Here is a 23,353-nt window from a genome sequence, read left to right on the forward strand (position 1 = left end):
CAAGCCGTCGGACGTGGACAGCGGCGAGGGCTCCACGGGCGAGAACACCCCCGGCGTCGACGCCCCGCGGACCAAGGCCGTGAGCCGCTTCTTCCGCGGCATGGGCGACACCGTCCCGGTCAAGGACGTCCACGGCAACGTGATCAAGGCGTCCGACGGCTCCACCGTCTACGACCGTGAGGCGTTCGCCGGCCGCATCGCCGAAGAGCTCTCCTACACCAACGCCACCGACGCGGACACCAACTGGCTGACCCGCAGCGTCACGATCCCGGAGGCGACGGAGCTGGCGAGCCGCGACCTCGGCGACGGGCTCAAGCCGCTGAAGGCGTGGCGGGTCACGGAGCCCGAGGAGATCGCGTACACCAAGTCGTCGGGCCTGAACACGGACGACCCGCGCACGCTGCGCTCGGTGAAGTCGACGACGACGTACGAACCGACCTACGGGCTTCCGACGCTCGTGGAGTCACTCGGCGACACCGGCAAGAACGGTGACGAGTCCTGCACCAAGCTGGATTACCTGCACCAAACCGATGCGAACCTGATCGGCCTGTCCAAGCAGGTCATGGTCTCGCCGACGACCTGCGCGAACGCCAACTGGTCCGACCTCGGCTCGCTGACGGGGGCCAACCGTACGGCCTACGACGGCACGTCGTACGGGACCGCGCTCGGGGCCTCGACCCGCGGTCTGGCCACTCAGGCATGGACGCTCAACGGTGCCGGCAGCGGCTTCCAGAGCACGGGGACCAAGGAGTTCGACGCCGTTGGTCGGGTGGTCAAGGAGACCCCGGCGGACCAGCTGACCCAGCCGACGCCCAAGTCCTCGACGATCAAGTACGAGGCCATCGGGCCGGCCACCGGTCAGGTCTTCAAGGTCACGTCGACCAATGTGCTCGGCCACACCCAGGTCAACGAGCTGGAGCCGGGCCGCTCGGTCACCGTCAAGACGACCGACGCCAACAACCACGTCAGCGAGGCCGTGTACGACCCGCTGGGCCGGCTGGCCGAAGCGTGGGCTCCGGGCCGGACCCCCGCCGCGGGTGCGGTGCCCGACTTCCGGGCCGAGTACACCATCCCCAAGCCGGAAGTGGATCCGCAAGACGCTGAGCGCGAGATCCGCAGGCCTCCGTACGTCACCACGTACGCGCGTGGTTACGAGGACCGGATCGAGAAGTCCGTCACGCTCTACGACGGTCTGGGCCGCGAGCGGCAGTCGCAGGAGCAGGCGGAAGGCGGCGGCCGTCTGATCACCGACACTCTCTACAACGACGCCGGTGAGATCTACCAGACCAACAACGCCTACCTGAACCAGGACGACCCAAACGGCGAGCTGTTCACCCCTCTGGCGGACACCGCGGTTCCGAACATCACCCGCTACAAGTACGACGGCCTCGGCCGCGTGCTGGAGGAGATGCCGGTCCTCAAGGTCAAGCTCCCGGGCACGACCGAGGCCATCTCGCAGGAGGTCCCGGAGCGGGCCGTCCGATACGAGTACGGCGAGGACTGGTCGAAGGTCATCAACCCGCAGGGTGATTCGTCCTACCGTGTCTGGACGGACGCGACCGGCCGCACGCTGCGAACGGACACCTTCAACCCGGCGGCCCCCGGCGGGTTCACGTCGACGCGCTACGAGTACGACGCGCGCGGCCAGGTCATGAAGGCGACCGCTTCGGCGGACCCGACCCACCCGTGGTCCTGGACGTACAACCACAACGCCCAGGTGGAGACGGCGACCGACCCGGACTCGGGGACGACCCGGACCGCCTTCGACAGCTTCGGCCGGGTTGAGACGACCACCAATGCCCGTGGCATCACGATCTGGAACGGCTACGACGAGTTGTCGCGGCCGAAGGAACTCCGGGAGAACAACGCCACCGGCAAGCTGCTGGCCTCGTTCACGTACGACACGGTTGCCGGCGGCAAGGGCATGCCCGCCACCGCCACCCGCTACACCGACGGCGAGGCGTACACGCAGGCGATCAACGGCTACACCAAGGAGTACCAGCCGACCGCGACCACGCTGTCCCTGCCGCAGTCCATGGTCGACACGTGGGGTCTGAAGAAGGACTACCGGTACGACTACACGTACAACGACCGCGGCATGCTGGACGAGACCACCCTTCCCGAGGTGGGCAAGCTCGGCGCCGAGAAGCTGGTCGTCCGCTACAACAAGGACGGCAAGCCCCTCTCCATCTCCGGCAAGGACTGGTACGGCTCGGAGACGGTCTACTCTCCGTACGGCCAGGTCCTGCGCTCCACCCTCGGTGCGCAGCCGTACCGGGTCTGGACGCAGAACTCCTACGACGAGTCCAGCGGTGAGCTGGCCGAGCAGTCCGTCTACCGCGAGAAGGGCGGCGCCGGCGACACCACGGCCGACAGGAGCATCGTCGCCGGCAACCTGGTCTCGAACCGGGCCTACGGCTACGACCCCTCCGGCAACGTCACCTCGATCCAGGAGAAGTCCACCGGGATCGCGGAGCGCCAGTGCTTCGCCTACGACCCGATCGGGCAGCTGAAGTCCGCCTGGACCTCCAAGGACCAGACGAGCTGCGTCAACCCGAGGAACGCGGACGGCACGCTCAACAAGAACGCGGACGGCACGCTCCGGGTCGCTGCCGGTGCGGACAGCTCCGGCTACTGGCAGGAGTACGAGTACGACCTGCTCGGCGACCGCACCAAGCTGACCGAGAACGACCTCACGGGCGACACCACCAAGAACGCGGTCACCACGTACGCGTACGGCAAGAACGCCGCCAAGGACCAGCCGCACACGCTGACCAAGGTGACGAAGAAGTACAAGACGCCGGCCGGCGCCGACGTGACCGCCGAGGTCACCCGGCTGTACGAGCTCACCGGTGAAACCAAGACGATCACCTCGGTCGAGAACGGCGACAAGCAGGACCTGACCTGGACCTATGACGGTCAGGTCGACCGCATCACCGGTGCGGGCACCGGCGGCAAGACCCCGTACGTGGGTCTCGGCCAGAAGTGCCTGGACCTGAAGTCGGGTCTGGGCGCGACCGGCCAGCCGATCCAGCTCTACGCCTGCAACGCCTCGATGGCGCAGAACCTCAAGTTCACGCCCACCCCGGGCACGGCGACGGCGCCGCAGGCCGACCCCAACCGGGGCTCGCTCTCGGTGAACGGCTCCTGGTGCCTCCAGCCCGCCGCCAACACGGCCGGGTCGGCGGTCCAGGTCCAGGTGTGCAACGGCTCGGCCGCGCAGGAACTGAAGCGCAATACCGCCGGTCAACTGACCCATGCCGCCTCCGGTCTGTGCCTCGCGGTGCAGGGCGCGGCGAACGTGAACGCGACGCCGATCGTGCTCGCCACCTGCGACGCCGCTTCCGCGGCCCAGCAGTGGTTGCCGCAGAACGACACCCGTCACGTCTACGGCCCCGACGGTTCTCGTCTGCTCACCATCAAGGGCAAGCAGGCCACGCTCCACCTGGGCGAGGCCGAGGTGACCGTCCAGCAGGGCGGCGTTCTGGTCAACACCCAGCGCACCTACCCGGTTCCCGGCGGTGCGGTCATGCGCTACGCCTACGGCACCGGCGGGGAGACCCTGGTCGCCCAGACCACGGACCACCAGGGCAGCGCGTACACGGAGGTCGCCCTCAACGGCGGTCAGTCGGTGCGCATCCGCAAGCAGGACCCCTTCGGCAACGAGCGCGGCACCACCGGTGCCAACCTCCAGAACCACAAGGGCTTCCTGGGCAAGACCCGCGACGACGCCTCCGGCTTCCAGCCGCTGGGCGCCCGTTTGTACGACCCGGTGGTCGGACGTTTCCTGTCCGTCGACCCTGCGCTCGACATCAACGACCCGCTGCAGGCCAACGGGTACGCGTACGCGCAGAACAACCCGGTCACGTACTCCGATCCCACGGGTCTGGCTATCAGCCTGACCGCCTCCGAGCGGGCCGCGGCCCTCGCGGGCGCGGGTCTGTCCGCGGCGCAGGTCGCGCAGGCGCAGGCGACTATGGGCAAGTCCCTGACCTCGGTGATCCTCTCGATCGCCTGGGAGACGCTGAAGGACTTCATCGGCATCAACGACGCCATGGCCTGCTTCGGCGGTGACATGTGGTCGTGTGGCAGCATCATCCTGGACGCCATTCCATGGACGAAGCTCGGCAAGATCCCGTCGGTTCTGAAGGCGATCAACCGCACTATCGACGCCATCCAGGCGTTCAAGGCGGCCAAGCGCGCCGCGGAGGCGGTGCTCAAGGCGGCCAAGGCAGCCGAGGCAGCCGCACTGAAGGCCAAGAAGGCAGCCATCGAGAAGGCCAAGAAGGAGGCCGCCCAGAGAGCCAAGAAGAAGGCAGCCGAAGAGGCCAAGAGAAAGGCCGACGCGGCGGCTGCCGCAAAACGGAAGACGGGTAATCCCACCCAGAAGCAGGCCCAGGCCAAGTCCGCGCCCAAGTCGTCCTCCCACTCCGGGTCTGGCGGCAAGAGCTCCGGAGGCGGCAAGAGCTCGGCAGGTGGTGGCAAGTCCGGTGGTGCCGGTGGCAGCTCCGGCGGATCGTCCCGGTCCAATGGTGGATCCAGCGGTGGTGGCGGTTCCGGCAAGGTGCCCAGCACGCGTGGTGAATCCAATGGCAGGGCGCCGAACGTCGACATCGACCGCGCGCCGGCGAACTGGGACCTGGACCAACGCCTCGCGGAAGTCGCAGAGCGCGTCCCGACCTACGCGGCGCTTGCCTCCAGCGCGGCGACGCGGACCCGCACGTTCGTCGGTGCCATCAACACTCGTACCGGCGATACCGTGCTCGCTTCCTCCGGCGGCGGATACTGCGCCGAAGGCAATGCGTTGATTGCCTTGGGAGGAAACATCGACGAGGTCATCTTCACCAATGCGTATCAGATGGCGCGGGACAGCGACCGCAAATGGACGGCCATGCTGAAGAAGGTGTGCGTAAGATGTCAGGCGGACTATCCCAGCCGCGACAATTTCGTACCCGGGATTCAGGGCGAACCCGGCGGCCCGTGGGGAGACTAGAGGCAGTGGCGATGAATCTCTTCGAGATCGAAATCCAGAAGCTCGATTGGGAGCAGATGGACTGTGGTTGCGGTGAGAGGGCTGCGCACCTCCCGGGCATGATCAGGGATCTGGTCGGCCTCGGCGAGGAACATGACAATGGCGAGGCGTTCCTTCCCGCGGTGCAGGACCATGTGATGACACCGGGCGAGAGCCTCGTGTCGGCGTCGTCCGCCTTCGTCTCGGTGGCATTCGCCGCCCTGCTCGGTCCGCTGTCCGAACCCGCGAGGCGTGAGACGCTCGGGTCGTTGCTGCGTATCCTCGGCCCGGCCGTGGATTCCGGAGCCCCGGAGGCGGCTGATTGCGTCGCCGCAGCACGCGAGGGCCTATGGGTCCTCTACGCGGAGGTGATGCAGGGCGAGTCGCTCGCCGGTGCCGCCTACGCCTTCGAGTCGCTCATGCTGATCGAGGAGGACCTGGAGAGGCTTCGTGCAGTGCAGGCCGCTGCCGGCGACCGCCTGCCCTGGGACCTGCAACAGGAAGAGATCTGACGCCTGGCGTTTCCGCCACGCATCGAAGGGGTGAAGCCCCGGCCGTGACGGCCGGGGCTTCACCCCTTCTCGTGGTCCGAGGCGGTGAAGCCCTTTCGCGCCTCACCGCCCCCGCCCCTCTGCCTCCAGCCGCAGCCCCTCCTCCATCACCGCCCGTGCGATCGGCGCCGCGCTCCCGCCCCCGCTGATCTCCGTCCTCCGGGCCTCCGCGTCCTCGATCACCACCGCGACCGCGACCGCCGGCTGGGCCGAGTCGGGGGCCTGGGCCCAGGCGATGAACCAGGCGTAGGGGGTGCCGATGTTGCCCAGGCCGTGTTGGGCCGTGCCCGTCTTGCCGCCGACCGTGGCGCCCGGGATCGCGGCGGGGGTGCCCGTGCCCTCCGTGACCGCCTTGACCATCAGGCGCTGGAGCCGGGTCGCCGTCGAGGGGCGCATCGCCTGGCGGTAGGTGCGGCGGCCCGTCGTGGCGACCGTCCGGCCGCCCGCGGTCGTCGTGCGTTCCACCAGGTGGGGGTGGGCGATCTCGCCGTTGTTGGCGACCGCCGCCGCGACCATCGCCATCTGCAGCGGCGTCGCCGTCGTGTCGAACTGCCCGATCGAGGACAGCGCCAGCTGGTCGTCGCTCATCGCCGTGTCGAAGTTCGACTTCGCCACCCAGGTGGGGATCGTCAGCCTCGTGTCGTCGAAGCCGAAGTCCCGGGCCGCGGCGGCCATCCCCTCCAGGCCCACCTTCACGCCCAGGCCGGCCATCACCGTGTTGCACGACCACTGGATCGCGTACGCCAGCGAGGCGTTCGCGCACCCCTTCGCCTCGTTCGGCAGCACGTGCCGCGTGCCCGGCAGGACGAACGGGTCCGGGGTGTCCGTCGGCGCGTCCACGTCCGTCACCGCGCCCGTGTCCAGGGCCGCCGCCGCCGTCACGATCTTGAAGGTGGAGCCGGGCGGGTAGGTCTGCCGGATCGCCCGGTTCAGCATCGGCTGGTTCGGCGAGGTGGTCAGCCGCGCCCACGCCTCCTTCACGGCCGGCCCCGTCCCCGACAGCTCGCCCGGGTCGTACGAGGGCGAGCTGACCAGCGCCAGGATCCGGCCGCTCGACGGCTCGATCGCCGCGACCGCCCCCCGCTTGCCCGCGAGCCCCCGGTACGCCGCCTCCTGCATCGACGCCCGGGTCGTCGTCACCGCGGTCCCGCCGGGCCGCCGCCTCCCGCTGAGGTCGTTCCAGAACGGCAGCGGCGCCAGCAACGGGTCCGCGCCCGAGAGGACGGAGTCCTCGGCGCGCTCCAGCAGGGTGGAGCCGTACGTCTGCGAGGCGTGGCCGGTCACCGGCGCGTACAACGGCCCCTGGGTGTAGGTGCGCTCGTAGCGCAGTTGCTCGCCGCTGTCCCGCGAGCCGGTCACCGGGCGCCCCTCGACCGTGATGGCGCCACGCGGCTGGCCCCAGTGGGCGATCGCCGGGCGGCGGTTGGCGGGGTTCCCGTCCAGCGACTCGGCCTGGAAGACCATCACCCGGGCCGCGTTGACGAGCAGCGCCACCAGGAGGACGAGACAGAGCGCGGCCGCGCGCCGGATGTACGGGATCACCGGGCCTCCTCCACCACCGGGGCGACGATCCCGGCCTCCGGCACCTCGGGCCGCGGGGCGCGCGCCGAGTCGCTGACGCGGATCAGCAGGGCCACGATGACCCAGTTGGTGACCACGGACGAGCCGCCCTGCGCCAGGAAGGGCATCGCCATGCCCGTCAGCGGGATCAGGCCCATCACCCCGCCGGCGATGACGAAGACCTGGAGCGCCAGGATCGAGGCGAGGCCCGTGGCGAGCAGCCGTCCGAAGGGGTCGCGCAGGGCGAGCCCGGCGCGGTAGCCGCGCGCGACGAGCAGGGCGTACAGCAGGAAGAGCGCGGTCAGGCCGACGAGGCCGAGCTCCTCGCCCGCCGTCGCCAGGATGAAGTCGGACTTGGCGGCGAAACCGATCAGTACGGAGTGGCCGCTTCCGAGGCCCGTCCCGAGCATGCCCCCGGCCGCGAACGCGAAGAGGGACTGGGCGAGCTGGCTCGGTCCGTCACCCGCCTCGATGGAGGCGAAGGGGTTCAGCCAGTCCTCGACCCGGCTGTGCACGTGCGGTTCCAGCGAGCCGACGGCGAACGCGCCGACCGCCGCGAGGAGCAGCCCCACGGCGATCCAGCCGGTCCGGCCGGTCGCCACGTAGAGCGTGATCACGAACAGTCCGAAGAAGAGCAGCGAGGTGCCCAGGTCCCGCTCCAGGATCAGCACGCCCACGCTCAGCACCCAGATCGCGACGATCGGACCGAGCACCCGGCCGGTGGGCAGCTGGAGCCTCCAGATCCTGCGTCCGGTGTACGCCAGCGCGTTGCGGTTGGCGGCGAGGTACGCGGCGAAGAAGACGGCCAGCAGGATCTTGGCGAACTCGGCGGGCTGGAAGGAGAGTCCGCCGATCCTGATCCAGATCCTGGCGCCGTTCACCGCCGGGAAGAAGATCGGCAGGACCATCAGGGCGAGCGCGGTGGCCATGGACACGTACGCGTACCGCTGGAGCACCCGGTGGTCGCGCAGCAGGACGACGACGGCGATGAACAGCGCCACCCCGAGCGTCGACCAGATGAGCTGGGTCGGCGCGGCCCGGTCGTAGGGCGTCTCCAGGTCGAGCCGGTAGATCAGCACCAGGCCCAGGCCGTTGAGGAGGACCGCGATGGGCAGGAACAACGGGTCTGCGTAGGGCGCGCGGAAGCGGACGGCGAGGTGGGCGACGAGCGCGAGCAGGCCGAGGCCGGCGCCGTAGCGGGCGGCGTCCGGCGGCACCGCGCCGCTGCCCGCGAGGCCGACCCCGGCGTAGCCGTAGACGGAGATCAGGACGGCGCAGACGAGGAGGGAGAGCTCCACGCCGCGGCGCTTCGGGACGCGCGGCCCGGACGGGGGAGCGTCCGCCGTCGTAGCGGTCATGGTCGGCAACGTAGCAAGCTGTATGCCTTATATCCCTTATGTGTGACGGTGTGCCGCCGTCACTCCGGTGGCGCCGCCACCCCGCCCGCGCCGCGCACCCCCTCGCCTTCGTCCTCGCCCGGGACGTACTCGGGCGGCGTCAGCCGGGCGGCGGCGTAGGGTGCGTCCCCGCCGGGCCGCCTACCGTGCCCGTCTCGTCCGCCCCGTCCTCGCCCGGGACGTACTCCGGCAGGGTCAGCCGGGCGAGCGCCCCGCCGTCCGGCGCGGCCGCGAACTCCAGGCGCGCCCCGATCACCTCGGCCTGTCCCGCCGCGATGGTCAGGCCCAGGCCGTGCCCCTTGCCCCGCCCCTCGGTGCGGAAGCGCTGCGGCCCGAGGTCGAGGAGGTACGGCGGAAAGCCGCCGCCGTGGTCCCGGACCGTGACGACCGGGCCGTCCACGGCCACGACGACGGGCGGGGCCCCGTGCCTGTGGGCGTTGGCGACGAGATTCCCGAGCACCCGCTCCAGGCGCCGCCGGTCGGTCTCGACCGGTGTGTCGCGGACGATCCGCACCTCGGTGTCCGTCCCCGAGGCGCGCACCACCCGCTGGGCGAGCGGGCCCAGTTCGTGCACCGCCAGGTCCACGGTCTCGTTGCGGGCGTCGAGCCGGGAGATCTCCAGCAGGTCCTCGGTCAGCCCGCGCATCGCCTTCACCCGGTCCCGTACGAGCTCCGAGGGGCGTCCTTCCGGCAGCAGTTCGGCCGCGGCGGACAGCCCGGTCAGCGGGGTGCGCAGCTCGTGCGCGACGTCGGCGGTGAAGCGCTGCTCGCTCTGCAGCTTGCGCTGGAGGGAGGAGGCCATGGTGTCCAGCGCCCCGGAGACCGTGGCGACCTCGTCCTGGGGGCGGGAGGGGTCGTGCGTACGGGGGTCGTCGACGCGCGCGTCGAGGTCGCCCGCGCTGATCCGCCGGGCCACCCGGGCGGTCAGGTGCAGCCGCCGGGTGATCCGGGTGACCGCGAACACGCCGACGAGCAGCGTCGCCCCGATGGCCAGGACCGAGGACCCGACGATCGACCGGTCGAGCCCGCTGATCGTCTCCGCGCTCGCCGCGTAGTCCGTGCGTACGGCGAGGGCGCGGCCGTCGGCCGGGCCGGCCGCCCACATCGTCGGGCGGCCACGGTACGAGTCGACCATGGTGCCGCTCTCCCCCTTGAGGGCCAGCGCGCGCAGGGGGGCGGGCAGGCCCTCGGGGTCGATCCCGGCGAACCGGGGGAGCGGCTCGCCCGCCTCGTAGGCGCGGGCGGCCGTGGTGAGCCGGGCGAGCGCCCGGTCGCGGGAGTCGTCCACGGTCCGCCCGGCCACCGACACGTGGACGAGGATGCCGAGCAGCGCGGCGAGCGCGCAGCACATGACCGCGATGAAGACGGCGGCCTTCCAGGTCAGGGTGGCGGTCCAGGCGGGCAGGCGCGGGCGGGGGCTCATGGGCGGCCCGCCTCGGGGGCGGTGGTGGGCGGCCGGGCGGGGACGGGGGGCGGGACGGGGGCGGGTGTGGTGCCCGGGGGTGTGCCGGTGGAGGGCGAGGCGCCGGGAGTGGGGTCGACGAGGCGGGGGCCGGGGGTGGGCGCGGGGGACGGGGTGTGCGGCTTGACCCGGATGATCTCGTCGCGGGTGGCGAGCATCGCGTGCTGCTGCTCGTCCCACGTCCACGCGGTGCGGTACTCGTACCCCGGGATGCCGGCCGAGCTGACCCGCATGATCAGGTCCCGGCCCGCCAGGTCCACGCTGATCACCTGGTCGACGGTGGACATGACCCGGGTGAGGCCGCCGTTCTCGGCGAGGTAGACGCGCACGCCGACCTGCTGGTCGGGCATGCGGATGCCGACGATCAGTTCGTCCCGGCCGTTGCCGGTCAGGTCGTGGTAGTAGGGCTTCATGACCGGGCAGGCCGCAGGCTCGGTCAGGCACCGGCCGATCCGCCGGGCCGTCTCCGCGTAGAGGCCGTCCGGCCCGCTGTACGTGTCGGGGTGCGCCTTCACCTCGGCCTGGACCACGGCCACGGGGGCGACGCGGTGGACGTCGTCACCGGGGACCGCGACCCCGGGGACGCGTGCGGTGTCCGTCTCGCCGTAGTCGAGGGGCGGCGCGGTCGCGGGCGGCAGGTCGGGCCACAGACGGACCGGGCCGACGGCGGTGGGCGTGGGGCCCGCGCTCTCGAGGCCGCCCTCGTCGCCGCAGCCGGAGAGCCCGAACAGCGCCGCCACGGCGGCCAGGGCCACGGCGGCGGCGAGCGGCACTCCGCGCGGTCTCACGCTTCTCCTCGGGACGGTCGGTCTTCCCCTAGACCTTATTCGTAGGGAAGTCCTTTTTGTCCACCGGTTGCCTCGCGGACCGCCGACCCACGGTCGCCCCACCGTGTACCGCACGCCTCCCGGGCCCGGGCCGTGGCCCCCTTTGGCCTTCCGGCCGCCGCCGGTCAGCCGAGCCGGCCCCACTCCATGCGGTCGAGCGCCGCGCGGCAGAGGGTCACCAGCTTCTCGTCCTGGTGGATGTCATGGCTGCCCGAGCCGTGTTCGCGCACGTTGTGGCGGCGGCGCCTGGCCAGTTCGTCCCGGATCGCCTGCTCCGCCTCCCGCGCCGCCGGTCCCATCTCCGCAAGGCATTCGGCGATGTCCACGCGCGCGTGCGGGTTCTCGTCCCAGGCCTTGAGCAGCACCGGCAGCGTCGCCTCGACGTCCCCGGTCACCCGCCACAGGGCCGCCGCGCCGGCCACCCGCACCCACAGGTCCCGGGCCCGCAGGCCGTGACGCAAGGCGGGCGCGCCGTCCGCCGCCGCCGGGCCGATCGAACCGAGCGCGCGGGCGGCCGCGCACCACTCCGGGGCGGGGGTGCCCGGCCGCAGCCACGCCTCCAAGGCGGGCAGCACGGCGGCGGCGTCGCCCTCCACGGACCACAGGGCGAGCGCCGCGCTCGCGGCGACCGAGGCCGAGTCGCCGACCAGCAGTTCGCGTACGTCCGGGAGGGCCTCCTTCGCCGCCGGGCCGAAGGCCGCCAGGGCCTTCAGCGCCGCCTCGCGCACCCAGTCCCTCCGGTTGGGCGGCGCCCCCCGCAGCACCCGCAGCACCTCGGGCAGGGCCTGCGCGCCCCGGATCGCGGTCAGGGCGAAGAGCAGCGGCGCGGCATGGTCGTACAGCCGGTCGTCCAGCTCGACCCGCGCGAGTCTTCGGCGCAGGGCGGGCGCGAGCGGTACGGCGGCGGGGCCCAGCGCGTCGACCGCGTAGAGGAGTTCGCGGCGCACCTCCGGCTCCGCGAGCGCCTTGGCGAGGAGCGGGACCGCCCGGGCGTCGCCGGAGCGGGCCAGGGCCAGCAGTGCCCCGCAGCCCCCGGCGCGCACGAAGGCGCTCGCGCCGGCCCGGGCGCCGGGGCGCGAACCACCCGGCGCGTCCGGCCCGTCGTGGCCGCGCAGCGCGGGCGGGACCGAGGCGACCCGGGAGGCGGCCGCGGCGAGCGCGTCCGTCGCGGGACCGGTCAGCTCGAAGAGCCGCTCCATGAAGGAGGTGGCGGTCTCGCGCAGCCTCGGGTCGGGGTCGGCCAGCTGGACCCCGACGAGCCGCACCACCTCGTCGTACCGCCCGCGCCACATCCGTATCAGCCCTCCGCACAGCCAGATGGCGTCGGAGCGCTGGGACCGGTCCGGGCTGCGGAGCTGGGCGAGGATCAGGGCGATGCGGTCGTCGACGCGGTCGTCGAGAGCGGTGTGCAGGGTGCGCAGGAGTTCGTCGGTCCACGGGGTCGGGGCGGCAGCGCCGGTGGGGCCGGCGCCGGCCTCGGCCACATGGCCGGAGGAGGGTCCTGCGGTGTGGTCGGACAGGTGGCCGGCCGCCTGATCCGCGGCACGGTACGGCGCCGGGTCGGCGGGGTGGTCGGGCGGCAGCGCTCCGAGCAGGTCGCGGACCCGGCCCATGAGGGCGGGCGGATCGTCGCGACCGTCCTGGGCGAAGGGATCCGAGGGGCCCGAGGGCTCCGGCGGTGCGGCCCGTACCTCGTCGAGCAGGGCCGTGACCTGTTCCGCGACGTCGTCCGGGACCTCGGCGGGCGCGCAGCGGGCCAGCTGGGCGAGGGCCGCGAGCCGGAGCCCGGGTGCCTGGGCCGCGCGGGTGAGCCAGCCGAGCCAGTCGACGGTCTCCGCCCGCAGTGACTCGTGCCGGCGCGCGATCCGCCCGACCGCCTCCACCAGCGCGAGCCGCACCTCCGTGTCGCACTCGACCGTCAGCCGCTCCCGCAGCAGGGTCAGGACGCGGGCGGGATCCGGGTGCATCGAGGCGAGCGCGCACGGGGCGGCGAGCCGCACCTCGGGGTCCGGGTCGCCGGCGAGCGAGAGGAACACGTCGGCCCCCGCGGCGACGGCGGCCGCGGCCATGGCGTAGTTGGCCGCCGGGATGAAGTCGCCGTCGCCCGGATCGTGTTCGTCCAGCTCGTCGAGGTCGTCGTCCGTGCCGAGGTCGATCCCGCCGATGCTGGTCAGCAGCTCCACGATGCCGCCGCGGTCCTGGACGGCCGGGTCGGCGACCAGTTCGAGCAGGAAGGGGATGCAGGCGAGCGTCGAGTCGTACACGTCACCCTGGTGGTGCACCGTGCCGTACATGCCGTCGAGGGCGACCTCGCGCTCCGTGGAATCGTCCGAGGCGAGCCCGCGCAGCAACTCCGGAACGTCGTCCGCGGGGCCGTACGCATGCCCCAGTGAGGCCCAGTCGACCTCCTCGATCCCCGTCAGCATGCCGGCCGCCGCCTTCCCCGTGAGCGCTGTACCAGGCAGCAAGTGTGCACCACGTCACGGTCGACGAGGACCCGCTGACCGGACGCGTCCGGCGAACACCGCGCCGGGCGTTCGCTTTGCGCCATCCGGCGGATCGGGCACAGGAGTTGACGCCCGAAGGCTTCGCCGCGCCTCCCGGTCGCCACGGCTCGATCGGCCGTTTCAGGCCGGGGCGTGCGCCGGCGCGGCCGTACGGAGCGGGGGAGCGCGCGGAACGGGCTCCCCTGTCGCGCCCCGGCGTGCCGCCCCGCGCCGCCGTACCCCGGGGGCGTGTCGTCGCAGGTGGCCGCGGGTCGGCGCGGGCGGCGGCCGGGGTATGACAGGCGGTCATGCCGCGTCGTCGGCCGCCGTCCCTCGGAGGGCCCGCGGCGGGCGGACGGCGGGGCGGCGCTCGTCGTCGGGCCGCGCGAACCGCCCGCCGTGTGTGGCTCATGGCTGAATCGGCCGGGATCCGGGAATAGCGCCAGGCGTCACCGGTGACCACTGATCCGTGGATCTCCCCCGGATCGCCCCCATGCTCGCCACGGCCGGCGTGTTGCCACCCGCCCGGCAGGACGCCGAATGGGCCTTCGAGACGAAACAGGATGGCCAAAGAGCGATCTTCTACGTCGCCGGGGACGGCACGCTGCTCGTGCGCTCGCGCTCCGGCGAGGACGTCTCCGCCGCCTACCCGGAGCTGGCCCCGCTGGGCAGGGCGCTGCCCGCGGGCCGGACGGCGGTCCTCGACGGGGAGATCGTCATGCTCGACGAGAACGGGCACAGCGACTTCGCCCGGCTCCAGCCGCGGTTCGGACTGGCCGCCTCGCCCGCCCGGGCGAGGCAGCTCGCCGCGCGGGACCCGGTGCACGCCGTCCTGTTCGACGTGGTGTTCCTGGAGGGACGGCTGCTGACCGGCCGGTCCTGGGCCCAGCGGCGGCAGGAACTCGAGGGGCTGGCCCTGAACGGCCCGACCTGGTCCACCCCGGGCGCCCTGGTGGGCCATGGCGAGACCGCGCTCCGTGCCACCCGCGAACACGGCCTGGAGGGCCTGGTCTGCAAGCGGATCACCTCCCGGTACGAGCCGGGCGAGCGGTCCCGCCACTGGATCAAGATCCGCAACATGCGCACCGCCGACATCGTCGTCGGAGGCTGGATGCCCGGCGGCGGCCGACTGTCCGGCCTGCCCGGCTCGGTCCTCATGGGGCAGCGCCACGCGGGTGGGCTGCGCTACGTCGGCAGCGTGGGCACCGGCTGGAGCGAAGCGGAACGCGCCGACCTGGCCCGGCTGCTGTACGCCGCAGAGATCGACGAGTGCCCCTTCTCCGAGGTGCCGCCGGCGGCCGGGGCCAGGGCCCACTGGGTGCTCCCCCGGCTGGTGGGCGAGGTCCGCTACGCCGTCCGCACCCGGGCCGGGATGCTGCGCCAGCCGTCGTGGCTGCGGCTGCGTCCCGACCTGACGCCGGAGGAGTCGGCGGCGGACTTCGAGGGAGGCGCGACGGGGCCGTGAGGCGGCCGCGACGGGTCCGTGGGACGGTCGCGCCGGGTTCCTGAGCCGACCCGGGTCCGTGAGGTGGTCGCCCCGGCGGCCGCACCGGCCTCACGGCCGGCGCGGGCCGGCGGGAGAAACACTCCCGGCCCCCCCACGGCCGGTACGGCGACGGCAGCGTCAGGGCAGTGCCCCCGCCCGGTCCGGTTCGAAGAGCGGCCCGAGGAGATCGCCGTACCGCTGGAGACGTGGCGCGATGTCGTCCATGGCGAGGTCGAGCCGCGCCGGGTCGTCGCACGCCTCGACCTCCTCCCAGGTCACCGGTGCGGAGACGGTCGGCCGTGACCGGGCCCGCAGGGTATAGGGCGTGGCGGTGGTCTTGGCGGCGGCGTTCTGGCTGTGGTCGACGAAGACCTTCCCCGGCCGCAGGGCGCGGTTCATCCGGTGCACGACCAGCTCGGGGTGGTCCGCCTCGGCCTGGACGGCGAGCCGTCTCGCGTACGCCGACACCTCTTCCGACGGGGTCGGCTCCAACGGGACGAGCAGGTGCAGGCCCTTGGATCCGGAGGTCTTGGCATAGGCCGGGAGGCCGTCGGCGGCGAGCCGTTCGCGCAGCCAGAGCGCGACCCGGCAGCACTCCACGACGGTCGCGGGCGGCCCGGGGTCGAGGTCGAGGACGATCCGGTCGGCGACGGCCGGGGAGTCGTTCCGCCATTGCGGCGTGTGGAACTCCACGACGAGGTTCGCCGCCCACATCAGCGAGGGCAGGTCCTGGACGACGACCTGCCGGGCGCCGGGGTCGTCGGAGCGGGGCACGGGTGCGGTCGTCACCCAGGTGGGCGTGCCGGGCGGGGGGTTCTTGGTGAAGAAGAGCTGTCCGTCCGGGCCGTCGGGATAGCGCAGGAAGGACACCGGCCGGTCGCGCAGATGGGGGAGGAGCGCGTCCGCGACGGTGGCGTAGTAGTGCAGCAGCTCGCCCTTGGTGGTGCCCGTGACCGGGTGGAGGACCTTGTCCAGATTGCTGAGGGTCAGGCGCCGCCCCTCCACCTCCGTGATCGGCGTCATAGGATGAGACTCCCATAAATCCGGCATTTCATTACATGATCACACGAAAGGGGTGAATCGTGCGATCCATCTGGAACGGTGCCATCTCCTTCGGCCTGGTCAGCATCCCGATCAAGCTGGTGAACGCCACCGAGAGCCGGTCCGTGTCCTTCCGCCAGATCCACACCGAGGACGGCGGCCGCATCCGCTACCGCAAGGTGTGCGAGCTGGACGGCGAGGAGGTCTCCCAGGCGGAGATCGGCAAGGCGTACGAGGACGCGGACGGGACCATGATCCCGATCACCGACGAGGACCTGGCGGCCCTTCCGCTGCCGACGGCGAAGACGATCGAGATCGTGTCGTTCGTGCCGGCGGGCGAGATCGACCCCCTCCAGATGGACGCGGCGTACTACCTCTCGGCGAACGGCGTACCGGCCGCCAAGCCCTACGCCCTGCTGCGCGAGGCGCTCAAGCGCAGCGAGAGGGTGGCGGTGGTGAAGTACGCCCTGCGGGGGCGGGAGCGGCTCGGGATGCTCCGGGTGGTGGAGGACGTGATCGCCATGCACGGACTGCTGTGGCCGGACGAGATCCGGGCCCCGGAGGGCGTGGCGCCGGAGACGCCCGTGTCGGTGCGCGAGGCCGAGCTCGACCTGGCGGACGCGTTGATGGCCACGCTCGGGGAGGTCGACATCACCACCCTGCACGACGACTACCGGGAGGCGGTCGAGGAGATGATCGCCGCGAAGGCGGAAGGCGGCGGGGCCGTGGCGCCCGCCGAGCCGGCGGCGGAGGGCAGGGTCATCGATCTGATGGCGGCGCTGGAGAGCAGCGTCCGCGCGGCCAAGGAGGCCCGTGGGGAGGCGGCGCCCGCTCCCGCGGCGGAGCGGCCGGCCTCCGTGACGCGGCTCAAGCCGCGCAAGAAGGCGGCGGCACGGGCGACACCGAAGGAGACGGAGGCGAAGAAGTCCACGTCGAAGACGGCGGCGAGGAAGACGGCCGAACCGGCCCGGAAGTCGACCGCCAGGAAGTCGGCGTCGAAGTCGGCGGCGACCAAGAGCACGGCGGCGACCAAGAGCACGGCGACGGCGAAGAAGACGCAGCCGAAGAAGACCCAGGCGAAGAAGGCGACCCCGCGCAAGCGCTCGGCGTAGGGCGCCGCGCCTGCGGGCGCGGCCTTCCCCGGCTGCGGCGGCCGGTCCCTCCGCCCCCGCCGCCAGGCCCCGCCGTCCTTCGCCCCACGCCGCCGCGCTCCTCGCCCCCCCGGCCCCTTCGCACCTGCGGTCCTCCGCCCCCCCGGCCCTCCGCCCCCGCCGCCAGGCCCCGCGGCCCGAGCGGCCCCTCCGCCCCCGTGCTCGTCAGCGCTCCGGCCCCTCCGCCCCGCGCTCGTCGGCCCCCGCGGCTTCCCGCCCCGCCGCCGCGTCCCTCAGCGACCCGCGGTCTTTGTCAGCAGCATGCGCAGCGAGCTCTTCACCGCCGCGACGAACCGCTCGCGCTCGGGCTCCCCGACCAGGTCCAGCGAGAGGTACGGATTGAGGTCCTCCAGCTCGACGAGCAACAGCTCCCCGCCCGGCGCCCGGCAGGCATCGACGCGCTGGATCCCGTACGGGAGGTCGTTCCAGTCCACGAACCGCTGGGCGAACTCCAGGTCCTCCGCGGTCGGCTCGTACGGCCGGAGCACCCAGCGCGCCTCCGGATCGGGGGCGTAGAGCGCGTACTGGAAGCTTCGCCCGACGAAGTAGAACGACACCTCGTACGTGAACGGGATGCGCGGCTGTACGAGCATGCCGGCCGGGTCGACGTCCCCGAGCCCCGCCGCGTCCACGAAGCGCAGGCCGACCGAGTCCGCGCCGAGCACCGGCTTCACGACGTACTCGTCGGCCTTCGGCAGTCCCGCGAACTCCTCGCGCCGCCCGGCCGTGGGAATGACCGGAAATCCCTCCCTCGACAGGTGGAGCAGGTAGCCCTTTCCCGCCATGTCCCCTTGACCGGAGAGGGAGTTGAAGACCCGCACCCCCTTGGCGCGGGCGGCGGAACGGAACGCCTCGAACGCCTCCTGGTAGTGCAGGACGGGCCCGCTGTTGCGCACCACGACGGCGTCGAAGCGCTCCATCAGCGCGGCGGCGTCCAGCGGGTGGCAGAGCGCGAGGCCGAACTCCTCGCGCAGCCGGCCGCTCAGCCAGATGTCCTCGTCGCAGTAGCGACGCCCCCGCGCCTGGTAGCCGAGGTCGGTGACGTACAGAAGGGTGCCCATGCCGGTATCCAACCAGGCGTCGCCGCGGGCCGGGCCGGCCGCCCGCCCGGTCACCCGCGCCGCCGCCCCGCCCGCCCCGGTCGCCGGGGCCGTGGCCCCGGCGCCACCCGTTCCGCGTCGTCTCAGACCGTCGAGCGGGAGACCAGCGAGTCCCACATGGCCATCGCGTAGTCCACCGTCGAGGACAGCCGCTCGGGGGACACCCCGTCGCGCGACTCGATCGACATGCCGTGCAGGATCGTGGCGTAGAAGCCGGCGACGCTCCGGACGTCCGCACCCTGCGGCAACTCGCCCTCGTCCACCGCTTGTTCGAGCCGCTCCTCCAGCTCAGCCACCGTGGACCTGCGCCACCAGGCCAGATGGTCGGCGACCGGACGGTTCTGCGTTCCGCAGTTCGTCGCCGCCAGCACGATCATGCAGCCGCTCGGCGTCCCGGGGTCGGCGAACGTGTCGATGTTGCCGCGCAGCATCGCCTCGACGGCCGCCCGTGCCGTCGGCGCCTCCCGCAGCGCCCGGCTCGTCGCCGAGCCGGTCGTGTCGTTGTAGAGCGCCACCGCCTCCCGGAACAACTGCTCCTTCGAACCGAAGGTGTTGTAGAGGCTGGCGGAGTTGATGCCCATCGCCCCGGTCAGATCGGTCAGCCGGGTGCCTTCGTATCCCAGCTCCCAGAACGCCTCCATCGCGCGCCGCAACGCCGCCGTGCGATCGAACGCGCGCGGTCTCCCCCGGTCGGACATGACATCTCCTCAGACTTTCCTTGACCATGAGCACGAAGGGCTGTTAAGTACTTCTGGATCGTCCAGCCCAAAAATACTTTAACGCGCATCGCGAATGGAGCGACATGCCTCAGCTTGATGGCAAGGTGGCACTGGTGACAGGGGGAAGCCGCGGGATCGGAGCCGCGATCGCCCTGCGGCTGGCCCAGGAGGGAGCGGACGTCGCGCTGACCTACGTCAGTGCCGCCGACAAGGCGCAGGAAGTCGTCAAGTCCATCGAGGCCCTGGGCCGCAAGGGACTGGCCCTCCAGGCCGACAGCGCCGACCCGGCGGCGGTCGTGGAATCGGTCGAGCGCGCGGCGGGCGAGTTCGGCCGGATCGACATCCTGGTCAACAACGCCGGCATCTTCCCCTACGGCCCCATAGGAGAGGTCACCCTGGAGGAGATCGACCGGACGCTCGCGATCCACGTGCGCGCCGTCTTCCTCTCCACGCAGGCCGCCTTGCGGCACATGGGAGAGGGCGGCCGGATCATCAGCGTCGGCAGCTGCTGGGCCAACCGTGTCCCGGTGCCCGACGTGACGCTGTACGCCATGAGCAAGTCGGCGCTCATCGGCTTCACCAAGGGCCTCGCCCACGACGTGGCGCCGCAGGGCATCACCGCCAACATCGTCGACCCCGGTCCGACGGTCACCGACATGAACCCCGACGGCACGGACGAGGCCGAGGCGGAGCGTCAGCGGACGGCCGCCAAGAGGCTCGGCGCGGGCGCGGACACCGCCGGCGCCGTGGCCTTCCTCGCGGGTCCCGACGCTCAGTGGATCACCGGGACGTCACTGGCGGTCGACGGTGGCTACGCCGCCTGACGGCGGTGCGGCGAGCGACACGAGAGCGAGGGCGGGCGCGATGGCATGGGCGATCCTGACGCTGGCCGGTCTCCTGGAGATCGTATGGGCCTTGGCGCTCAAGGAGTCGAACGGCTTCACCCGGCTGTGGCCGAGCGTCATCGGCATCTTCTTCTCCGCCCTCAGCTTCGTGCTGCTCACCTTCGCGCTGCGCGACGTGCCGGTGGGCACGGGCTACGCCGTCTGGGTCGGCATCGGGGCCGCGGGCGTGGTCGTCGCGGGCCTCGTCACCGGCGAGACCGCGTCGGCCGCCCGGATCGCCTGCATCCTGGCGATCATCGGCGGGGTCGTCGGCCTGCGGCTGCTGGAGGCATGACGGCGGCCGTGACGGAACAAGGCGCGACGGGAGCCGGGACGGACGCCGTGGCAGGAGCCGTGACGGCGGCCACGACAGGGCCCGTGCCGGCACCCGGGACAGGGGCCGCGACAGGCCACTGAGTCCGGCGCACGCGATCAGCGCACCGCATCCAGGCCCTCCTCCTGCGATGGAGGGCCTGGATGCGCACGCATGCCGTAAGGAACGGAAAGCGCCGCCTCGTACGGGGAATTCACCCGGCATCGGAATCCCGCCAGCCGACGGGCTCCCCCGCCGTTCCACGCTTGCATCCGCTTTACTTCATGTTGACTCGACCTCTTGGGGCTCTACTGTTACGGGGGGATGAAATGCGCTCCGCCACGCCCGTTTTACTGAGTAGGGAGACCACACTCTACGAGATACGCCGAGCCGTCGAACTCGTGTCGTCCGGGACGGGGAACTGTCTCGTTCTCGAGGGTTCCGCGGGCATGGGAAAGAGCGAATCCCTACGGGCGGCGGAGGAAAGCGCCAAGGAAGCCGGTTTCTTCGCGACCGTCGGCAGGGCGGCGGAGCTGGACCGGCGGGTGCCGTTCGGCACGCTGCGGCGGCTGCTGCGCGACACCGTCCCGACCCGGTACCTCACGCCGCTCACGGCCCGCCAGGACTACGACCCCCTCGCGCCCGTCGACGCCATCGCCGACTACCTTCGGCGCGCCACCCGCTCCCAGCCGCTGCTCGTGGCGCTCGACGACGCCCACCTCGTCGACGACCTCACCGCGGCGGCGCTGCGCGGGCTGATCGGCGCCTCGCGGTCCGTCCCGGTCCTGTGGCTGCTGACCCGCGTGCCGGCGCGCGTGCGGGACAACGCACAGGAGACCATCGACTCGCTCGTTTGGGAAGGGGCCGTACGCCACGAACTGGGAGCCCTGTCACGGGAAGCCGTCGCCCGGCTCGCCGCCCATGTCCTCGGCGCCCGGCCCGACGGCGGGGTGCTGGCCCTCGCCGCGCGCAGCGGCGGCAACCCCTACCTCCTCAAGGAATTCCTGGCCACCTCCCTGAGCGACGGCCGCATCCGCATCGAGGGACGCGACCCGGTCGCCGTCCTCGTCGACGACCAACCGGCCCCCTGCTTCCTGCGGGCCGTCGACCACCATCTGCGCGACCTCTCCTGCGAGAGCCGCCGGATGCTGGACGCCGTGGCCGTCCTCGGGCCGAGCTTCTCCGTCCACGAGGCGGCCGGACTGCTCGGCCGCAGTCCCGTGGAGCTGCTGCCCGTCATCGGCGAGCTGATCGCCGCGTCCGTGCTGGTGGGGGAGGGGCCGACGATCACCTTCCGGCACCCGCTGGTCCGCGAGGCGCTCTACGTCCGCCTCGCCGAACCCGTACGCACGGCACTGCACCGGGAGGCGGCCGCCGCCGTCTGGCGGGAGGGGCGATCGGCGTCCGAGTTCGTCGACCACCTGATCCGCAGCCAGAGGCAGGCGGCGCCCGGAGCCACGGAACCGGCGGCGTCGCGGCAGGCCGCCGGCCCCGGACCGTCCGGGCACGCCGTGGCCGGTCTCACGGGCGGGGCGGGTGCGGCCGGTGCCACCGGCCAGGCCGATCCGGACCGGCGGGCCGAGTGGTTCCCCCTCGCCGCGGCCGCCGCCGGCCCGGAAGCGGACCGGGACGACCGGCCGGACCGGGCGGAGCCTGCCGGGCGGGCGGACCTCGACGCCTGGGCCACGTGGTCCGCGTGGACGCAGGAGCGCGCGGAGCCCATCCACCCCGAACTGATGGCCGACGCCGTCCACCTCATGGGCACCACCGGCCTCCGCGGCCCGGACGGCCGGCCCGCGCACACCGGACGGCCCGCCCCGGCCGGCGGAGCGCCCCGCGCGGGCGCCCGTCCCATCGGCGCCACGGAGGCCCCGCACACGAGCCGCTACGCCGACCTCATCTACCGCACGACGGTGCGCTACTCCGCCGACCGGGCCCAGGGCCGCCACGGCCAGGTCGTCGCGGACGCTCGCGAGGCCCTGCGCGTCGCCTACGACCACGGCCACATCGCCGACACCGGCCACCACCGGCTCTGGCTGGCCGTCGCGCTCACCGCGTCCGACCAGTTCGACCAGGCGGAGGCGATCCTGGCGGAGGAGTGCGCCCCCTCCGACCACGCCGCCCTGCGCTGGGTCCTGCCGATGTGGCACTACCACCGGGCCGAGCTCAAACTGGCCGCGGGCAAGCTCGACGAGGCCGACGCCGAGGCCGCCACGGCCGTACGCATCGCCGAACGGCTCGCCGTGCCCTCGCTGGGCGTCGGGCCGCTCGCCCTGCGCACCCGGGTGGCGATCCACCGTAACGAACTCTCCCTGGCCCGGCGCCACGTGGGCATCGCCCATCCGCTCGCGGCGAGTGCCACGGGAGCCGCCCTCGAGGACCTGGCGTGGGTCACCGCACTGCTGCACAGCGCCACGGAGGAGGAGGACACCGCGATCGACACGCTCTCCCACGTGTACTCGGGACTTCCCCGGCGGCCCCTGCTGCTGACCAAGGAACCGCACGCCGGCGCCTGCCTGGTCCGTACCGCCCTGCGCATCGGGGACTCGGACCGGGCCGTCGCCGTGGCCGAGGCCGCCCGCCTCGTCGCGACCCGCAACCCCACGGTGACCTCCGCCGTCGCCGCCGCGGCCCACGCCGAGGGCGTGCTCCGGGGCGACGTCGGCCGGCTGCGCACCGCCGTGCGGCACTACCGGTCCGGGCCCCGGCCGCTCGCGCTCGCCGCCGCGACCGAGGACCTCGCCATGGCGGAGGAGCACCAGGGCGGACGGAGCACCGCCGTGACGCTCCTGAACGAGGCGCTGGGGCAGTACACGACGCACGGCGCGCGCGGCGACGCCCTGCGCGTGAGCAAGACGCTGCGCTCGCTCGGCCTGCGGACCAAGCCACGGGTGCGGGACCGCGGGGCAGCCAGGGACCGGACGACGGACCGGACCAGGGTCCGCGACCGCGCTCCCGGCCCGGTCGGCGGGCCGCGGGCGCGGTGGGACCAGCTGACGCCGTCCGAGCTGCGTGTCGTACGGCTCGTGGCCGAGGGGCTGACCAACCGGGAGGTCGCGGAGAGGCTGTTCCTGTCCCGGCACACGGTGGACAGCCATCTGCGGCACAGCTTCACCAAGCTGGGCGTGACGAGCCGCGTCGAACTGACCCGCCAGGTCCTGACCCACGAGGCGCTGCCCCTCGACGAGACGGTCTGAGGCGCATCGGGCGGCCCGGTCACGGCCCCTCCGCACGTCCGACCGCCCGCACGCTCCCCAGCACGCCGGCCCGCCGGCATGACCGCCCGTCCGCCCGCACGACCGCCCTCGCGGGCCGCCCGTCCGCCCGCCCGCTCCTTCCGTACGGCGGAATGTCATCCCGCACAC

General features: G+C 72.7%; 15 protein-coding genes. 7 read left to right on the top strand and 8 right to left on the bottom strand.

Going from position 1 to position 23,353, the window contains the following annotated elements:
• Positions 1–4,993: ricin-type beta-trefoil lectin domain protein (locus AB0K65_RS28060; RefSeq protein WP_365721294.1), on the top strand; the 4,993-nt coding region annotated here is incomplete at its 5' end.
• Between the two features lie 5 nt (positions 4,994–4,998).
• Complete coding sequence (locus tag AB0K65_RS28065) at positions 4,999–5,523, top strand: hypothetical protein (protein ID WP_365721296.1); 525 nt, start codon at positions 4,999–5,001, stop codon at positions 5,521–5,523.
• Positions 5,524–5,625: 102 nt separating this feature from the next.
• On the opposite strand, the gene AB0K65_RS28070 is transcribed toward AB0K65_RS28065, so the two are convergent.
• From AB0K65_RS28070 to AB0K65_RS28090, 5 genes are all read right to left on the bottom strand, one after another.
• Positions 5,626–7,104 (bottom strand): penicillin-binding transpeptidase domain-containing protein, encoded by a 1,479-nt coding sequence (locus AB0K65_RS28070; RefSeq protein ID WP_365721298.1) that lies wholly within the window; start codon positions 7,102–7,104, stop codon positions 5,626–5,628.
• On the bottom strand, positions 7,101–8,480 hold the full coding sequence (locus tag AB0K65_RS28075; RefSeq protein ID WP_365721300.1) for an FtsW/RodA/SpoVE family cell cycle protein: 1,380 nt from the start codon (positions 8,478–8,480) through the stop codon (positions 7,101–7,103). Before AB0K65_RS28075 ends, AB0K65_RS28070 begins: the two co-directional genes overlap by 4 nt.
• 139 nt (positions 8,481–8,619) lie before the next feature.
• Complete coding sequence (locus AB0K65_RS28080) at positions 8,620–9,942, bottom strand: HAMP domain-containing sensor histidine kinase (protein ID WP_365721302.1); 1,323 nt, start codon at positions 9,940–9,942, stop codon at positions 8,620–8,622.
• On the bottom strand, positions 9,939–10,754 hold the full coding sequence (locus AB0K65_RS28085) for a hypothetical protein (RefSeq protein ID WP_365721378.1): 816 nt from the start codon (positions 10,752–10,754) through the stop codon (positions 9,939–9,941). The genes AB0K65_RS28080 and AB0K65_RS28085 overlap by 4 nt, the downstream gene beginning before the upstream one ends.
• A 179-nt stretch (positions 10,755–10,933) precedes the next feature.
• Positions 10,934–13,234: a PBS lyase gene (locus AB0K65_RS28090; RefSeq protein ID WP_365721380.1), complete on the bottom strand. Its 2,301-nt coding sequence runs from the start codon at positions 13,232–13,234 to the stop codon at positions 10,934–10,936.
• 529 nt (positions 13,235–13,763) lie between these two features.
• Between AB0K65_RS28090 and AB0K65_RS28095 the strand changes: the two genes are divergently transcribed.
• A complete protein-coding gene (locus AB0K65_RS28095) occupies positions 13,764–14,759 on the top strand; it encodes an ATP-dependent DNA ligase (protein WP_365721304.1) in 996 nt (331 codons plus the stop codon).
• A gap of 159 nt (positions 14,760–14,918) precedes the next feature.
• On the opposite strand, the gene ligD is transcribed toward AB0K65_RS28095, so the two are convergent.
• On the bottom strand, positions 14,919–15,803 hold the full coding sequence (gene ligD / locus AB0K65_RS28100; protein ID WP_365721306.1) for a non-homologous end-joining DNA ligase: 885 nt from the start codon (positions 15,801–15,803) through the stop codon (positions 14,919–14,921).
• 59 nt (positions 15,804–15,862) lie between these two features.
• On the opposite strand from ligD, the gene AB0K65_RS28105 reads away from it, so the two are divergent.
• The gene (locus AB0K65_RS28105; protein WP_365721308.1) at positions 15,863–16,933 is read left to right on the top strand and encodes a Ku protein; all 1,071 of its coding nucleotides are present in this window, start codon (positions 15,863–15,865) and stop codon (positions 16,931–16,933) included.
• A 272-nt stretch (positions 16,934–17,205) separates the two neighbouring features.
• On the opposite strand, the gene AB0K65_RS28110 is transcribed toward AB0K65_RS28105, so the two are convergent.
• Both AB0K65_RS28110 and AB0K65_RS28115 read right to left on the bottom strand, forming a co-directional pair.
• Positions 17,206–18,033: a hypothetical protein gene (locus tag AB0K65_RS28110; protein ID WP_365721310.1), complete on the bottom strand. Its 828-nt coding sequence runs from the start codon at positions 18,031–18,033 to the stop codon at positions 17,206–17,208.
• A 122-nt stretch (positions 18,034–18,155) separates the two neighbouring features.
• A complete protein-coding gene (locus tag AB0K65_RS28115; RefSeq protein WP_365721312.1) occupies positions 18,156–18,770 on the bottom strand; it encodes a TetR/AcrR family transcriptional regulator in 615 nt (204 codons plus the stop codon).
• A gap of 104 nt (positions 18,771–18,874) precedes the next feature.
• Here AB0K65_RS28115 and AB0K65_RS28120 point away from each other — a divergent pair, with 104 nt between their 5' ends.
• From AB0K65_RS28120 to AB0K65_RS28130, 3 genes are all read left to right on the top strand, one after another.
• Positions 18,875–19,615, top strand: coding sequence for a 3-oxoacyl-ACP reductase family protein (locus tag AB0K65_RS28120; protein ID WP_365721314.1), 741 nt, complete (start codon positions 18,875–18,877; stop codon positions 19,613–19,615).
• A 40-nt stretch (positions 19,616–19,655) separates the two neighbouring features.
• Complete coding sequence (locus AB0K65_RS28125) at positions 19,656–19,970, top strand: multidrug efflux SMR transporter (protein ID WP_365721316.1); 315 nt, start codon at positions 19,656–19,658, stop codon at positions 19,968–19,970.
• 347 nt (positions 19,971–20,317) lie between these two features.
• The gene (locus AB0K65_RS28130; protein ID WP_365721318.1) at positions 20,318–23,185 is read left to right on the top strand and encodes an AAA family ATPase; all 2,868 of its coding nucleotides are present in this window, start codon (positions 20,318–20,320) and stop codon (positions 23,183–23,185) included.
• Positions 23,186–23,353: the final 168 nt, after the last annotated feature.

The organism is Streptomyces sp. NPDC053755, from assembly GCF_040677675.1.
Lineage (GTDB): Bacteria > Actinomycetota > Actinomycetes > Streptomycetales > Streptomycetaceae > Streptomyces.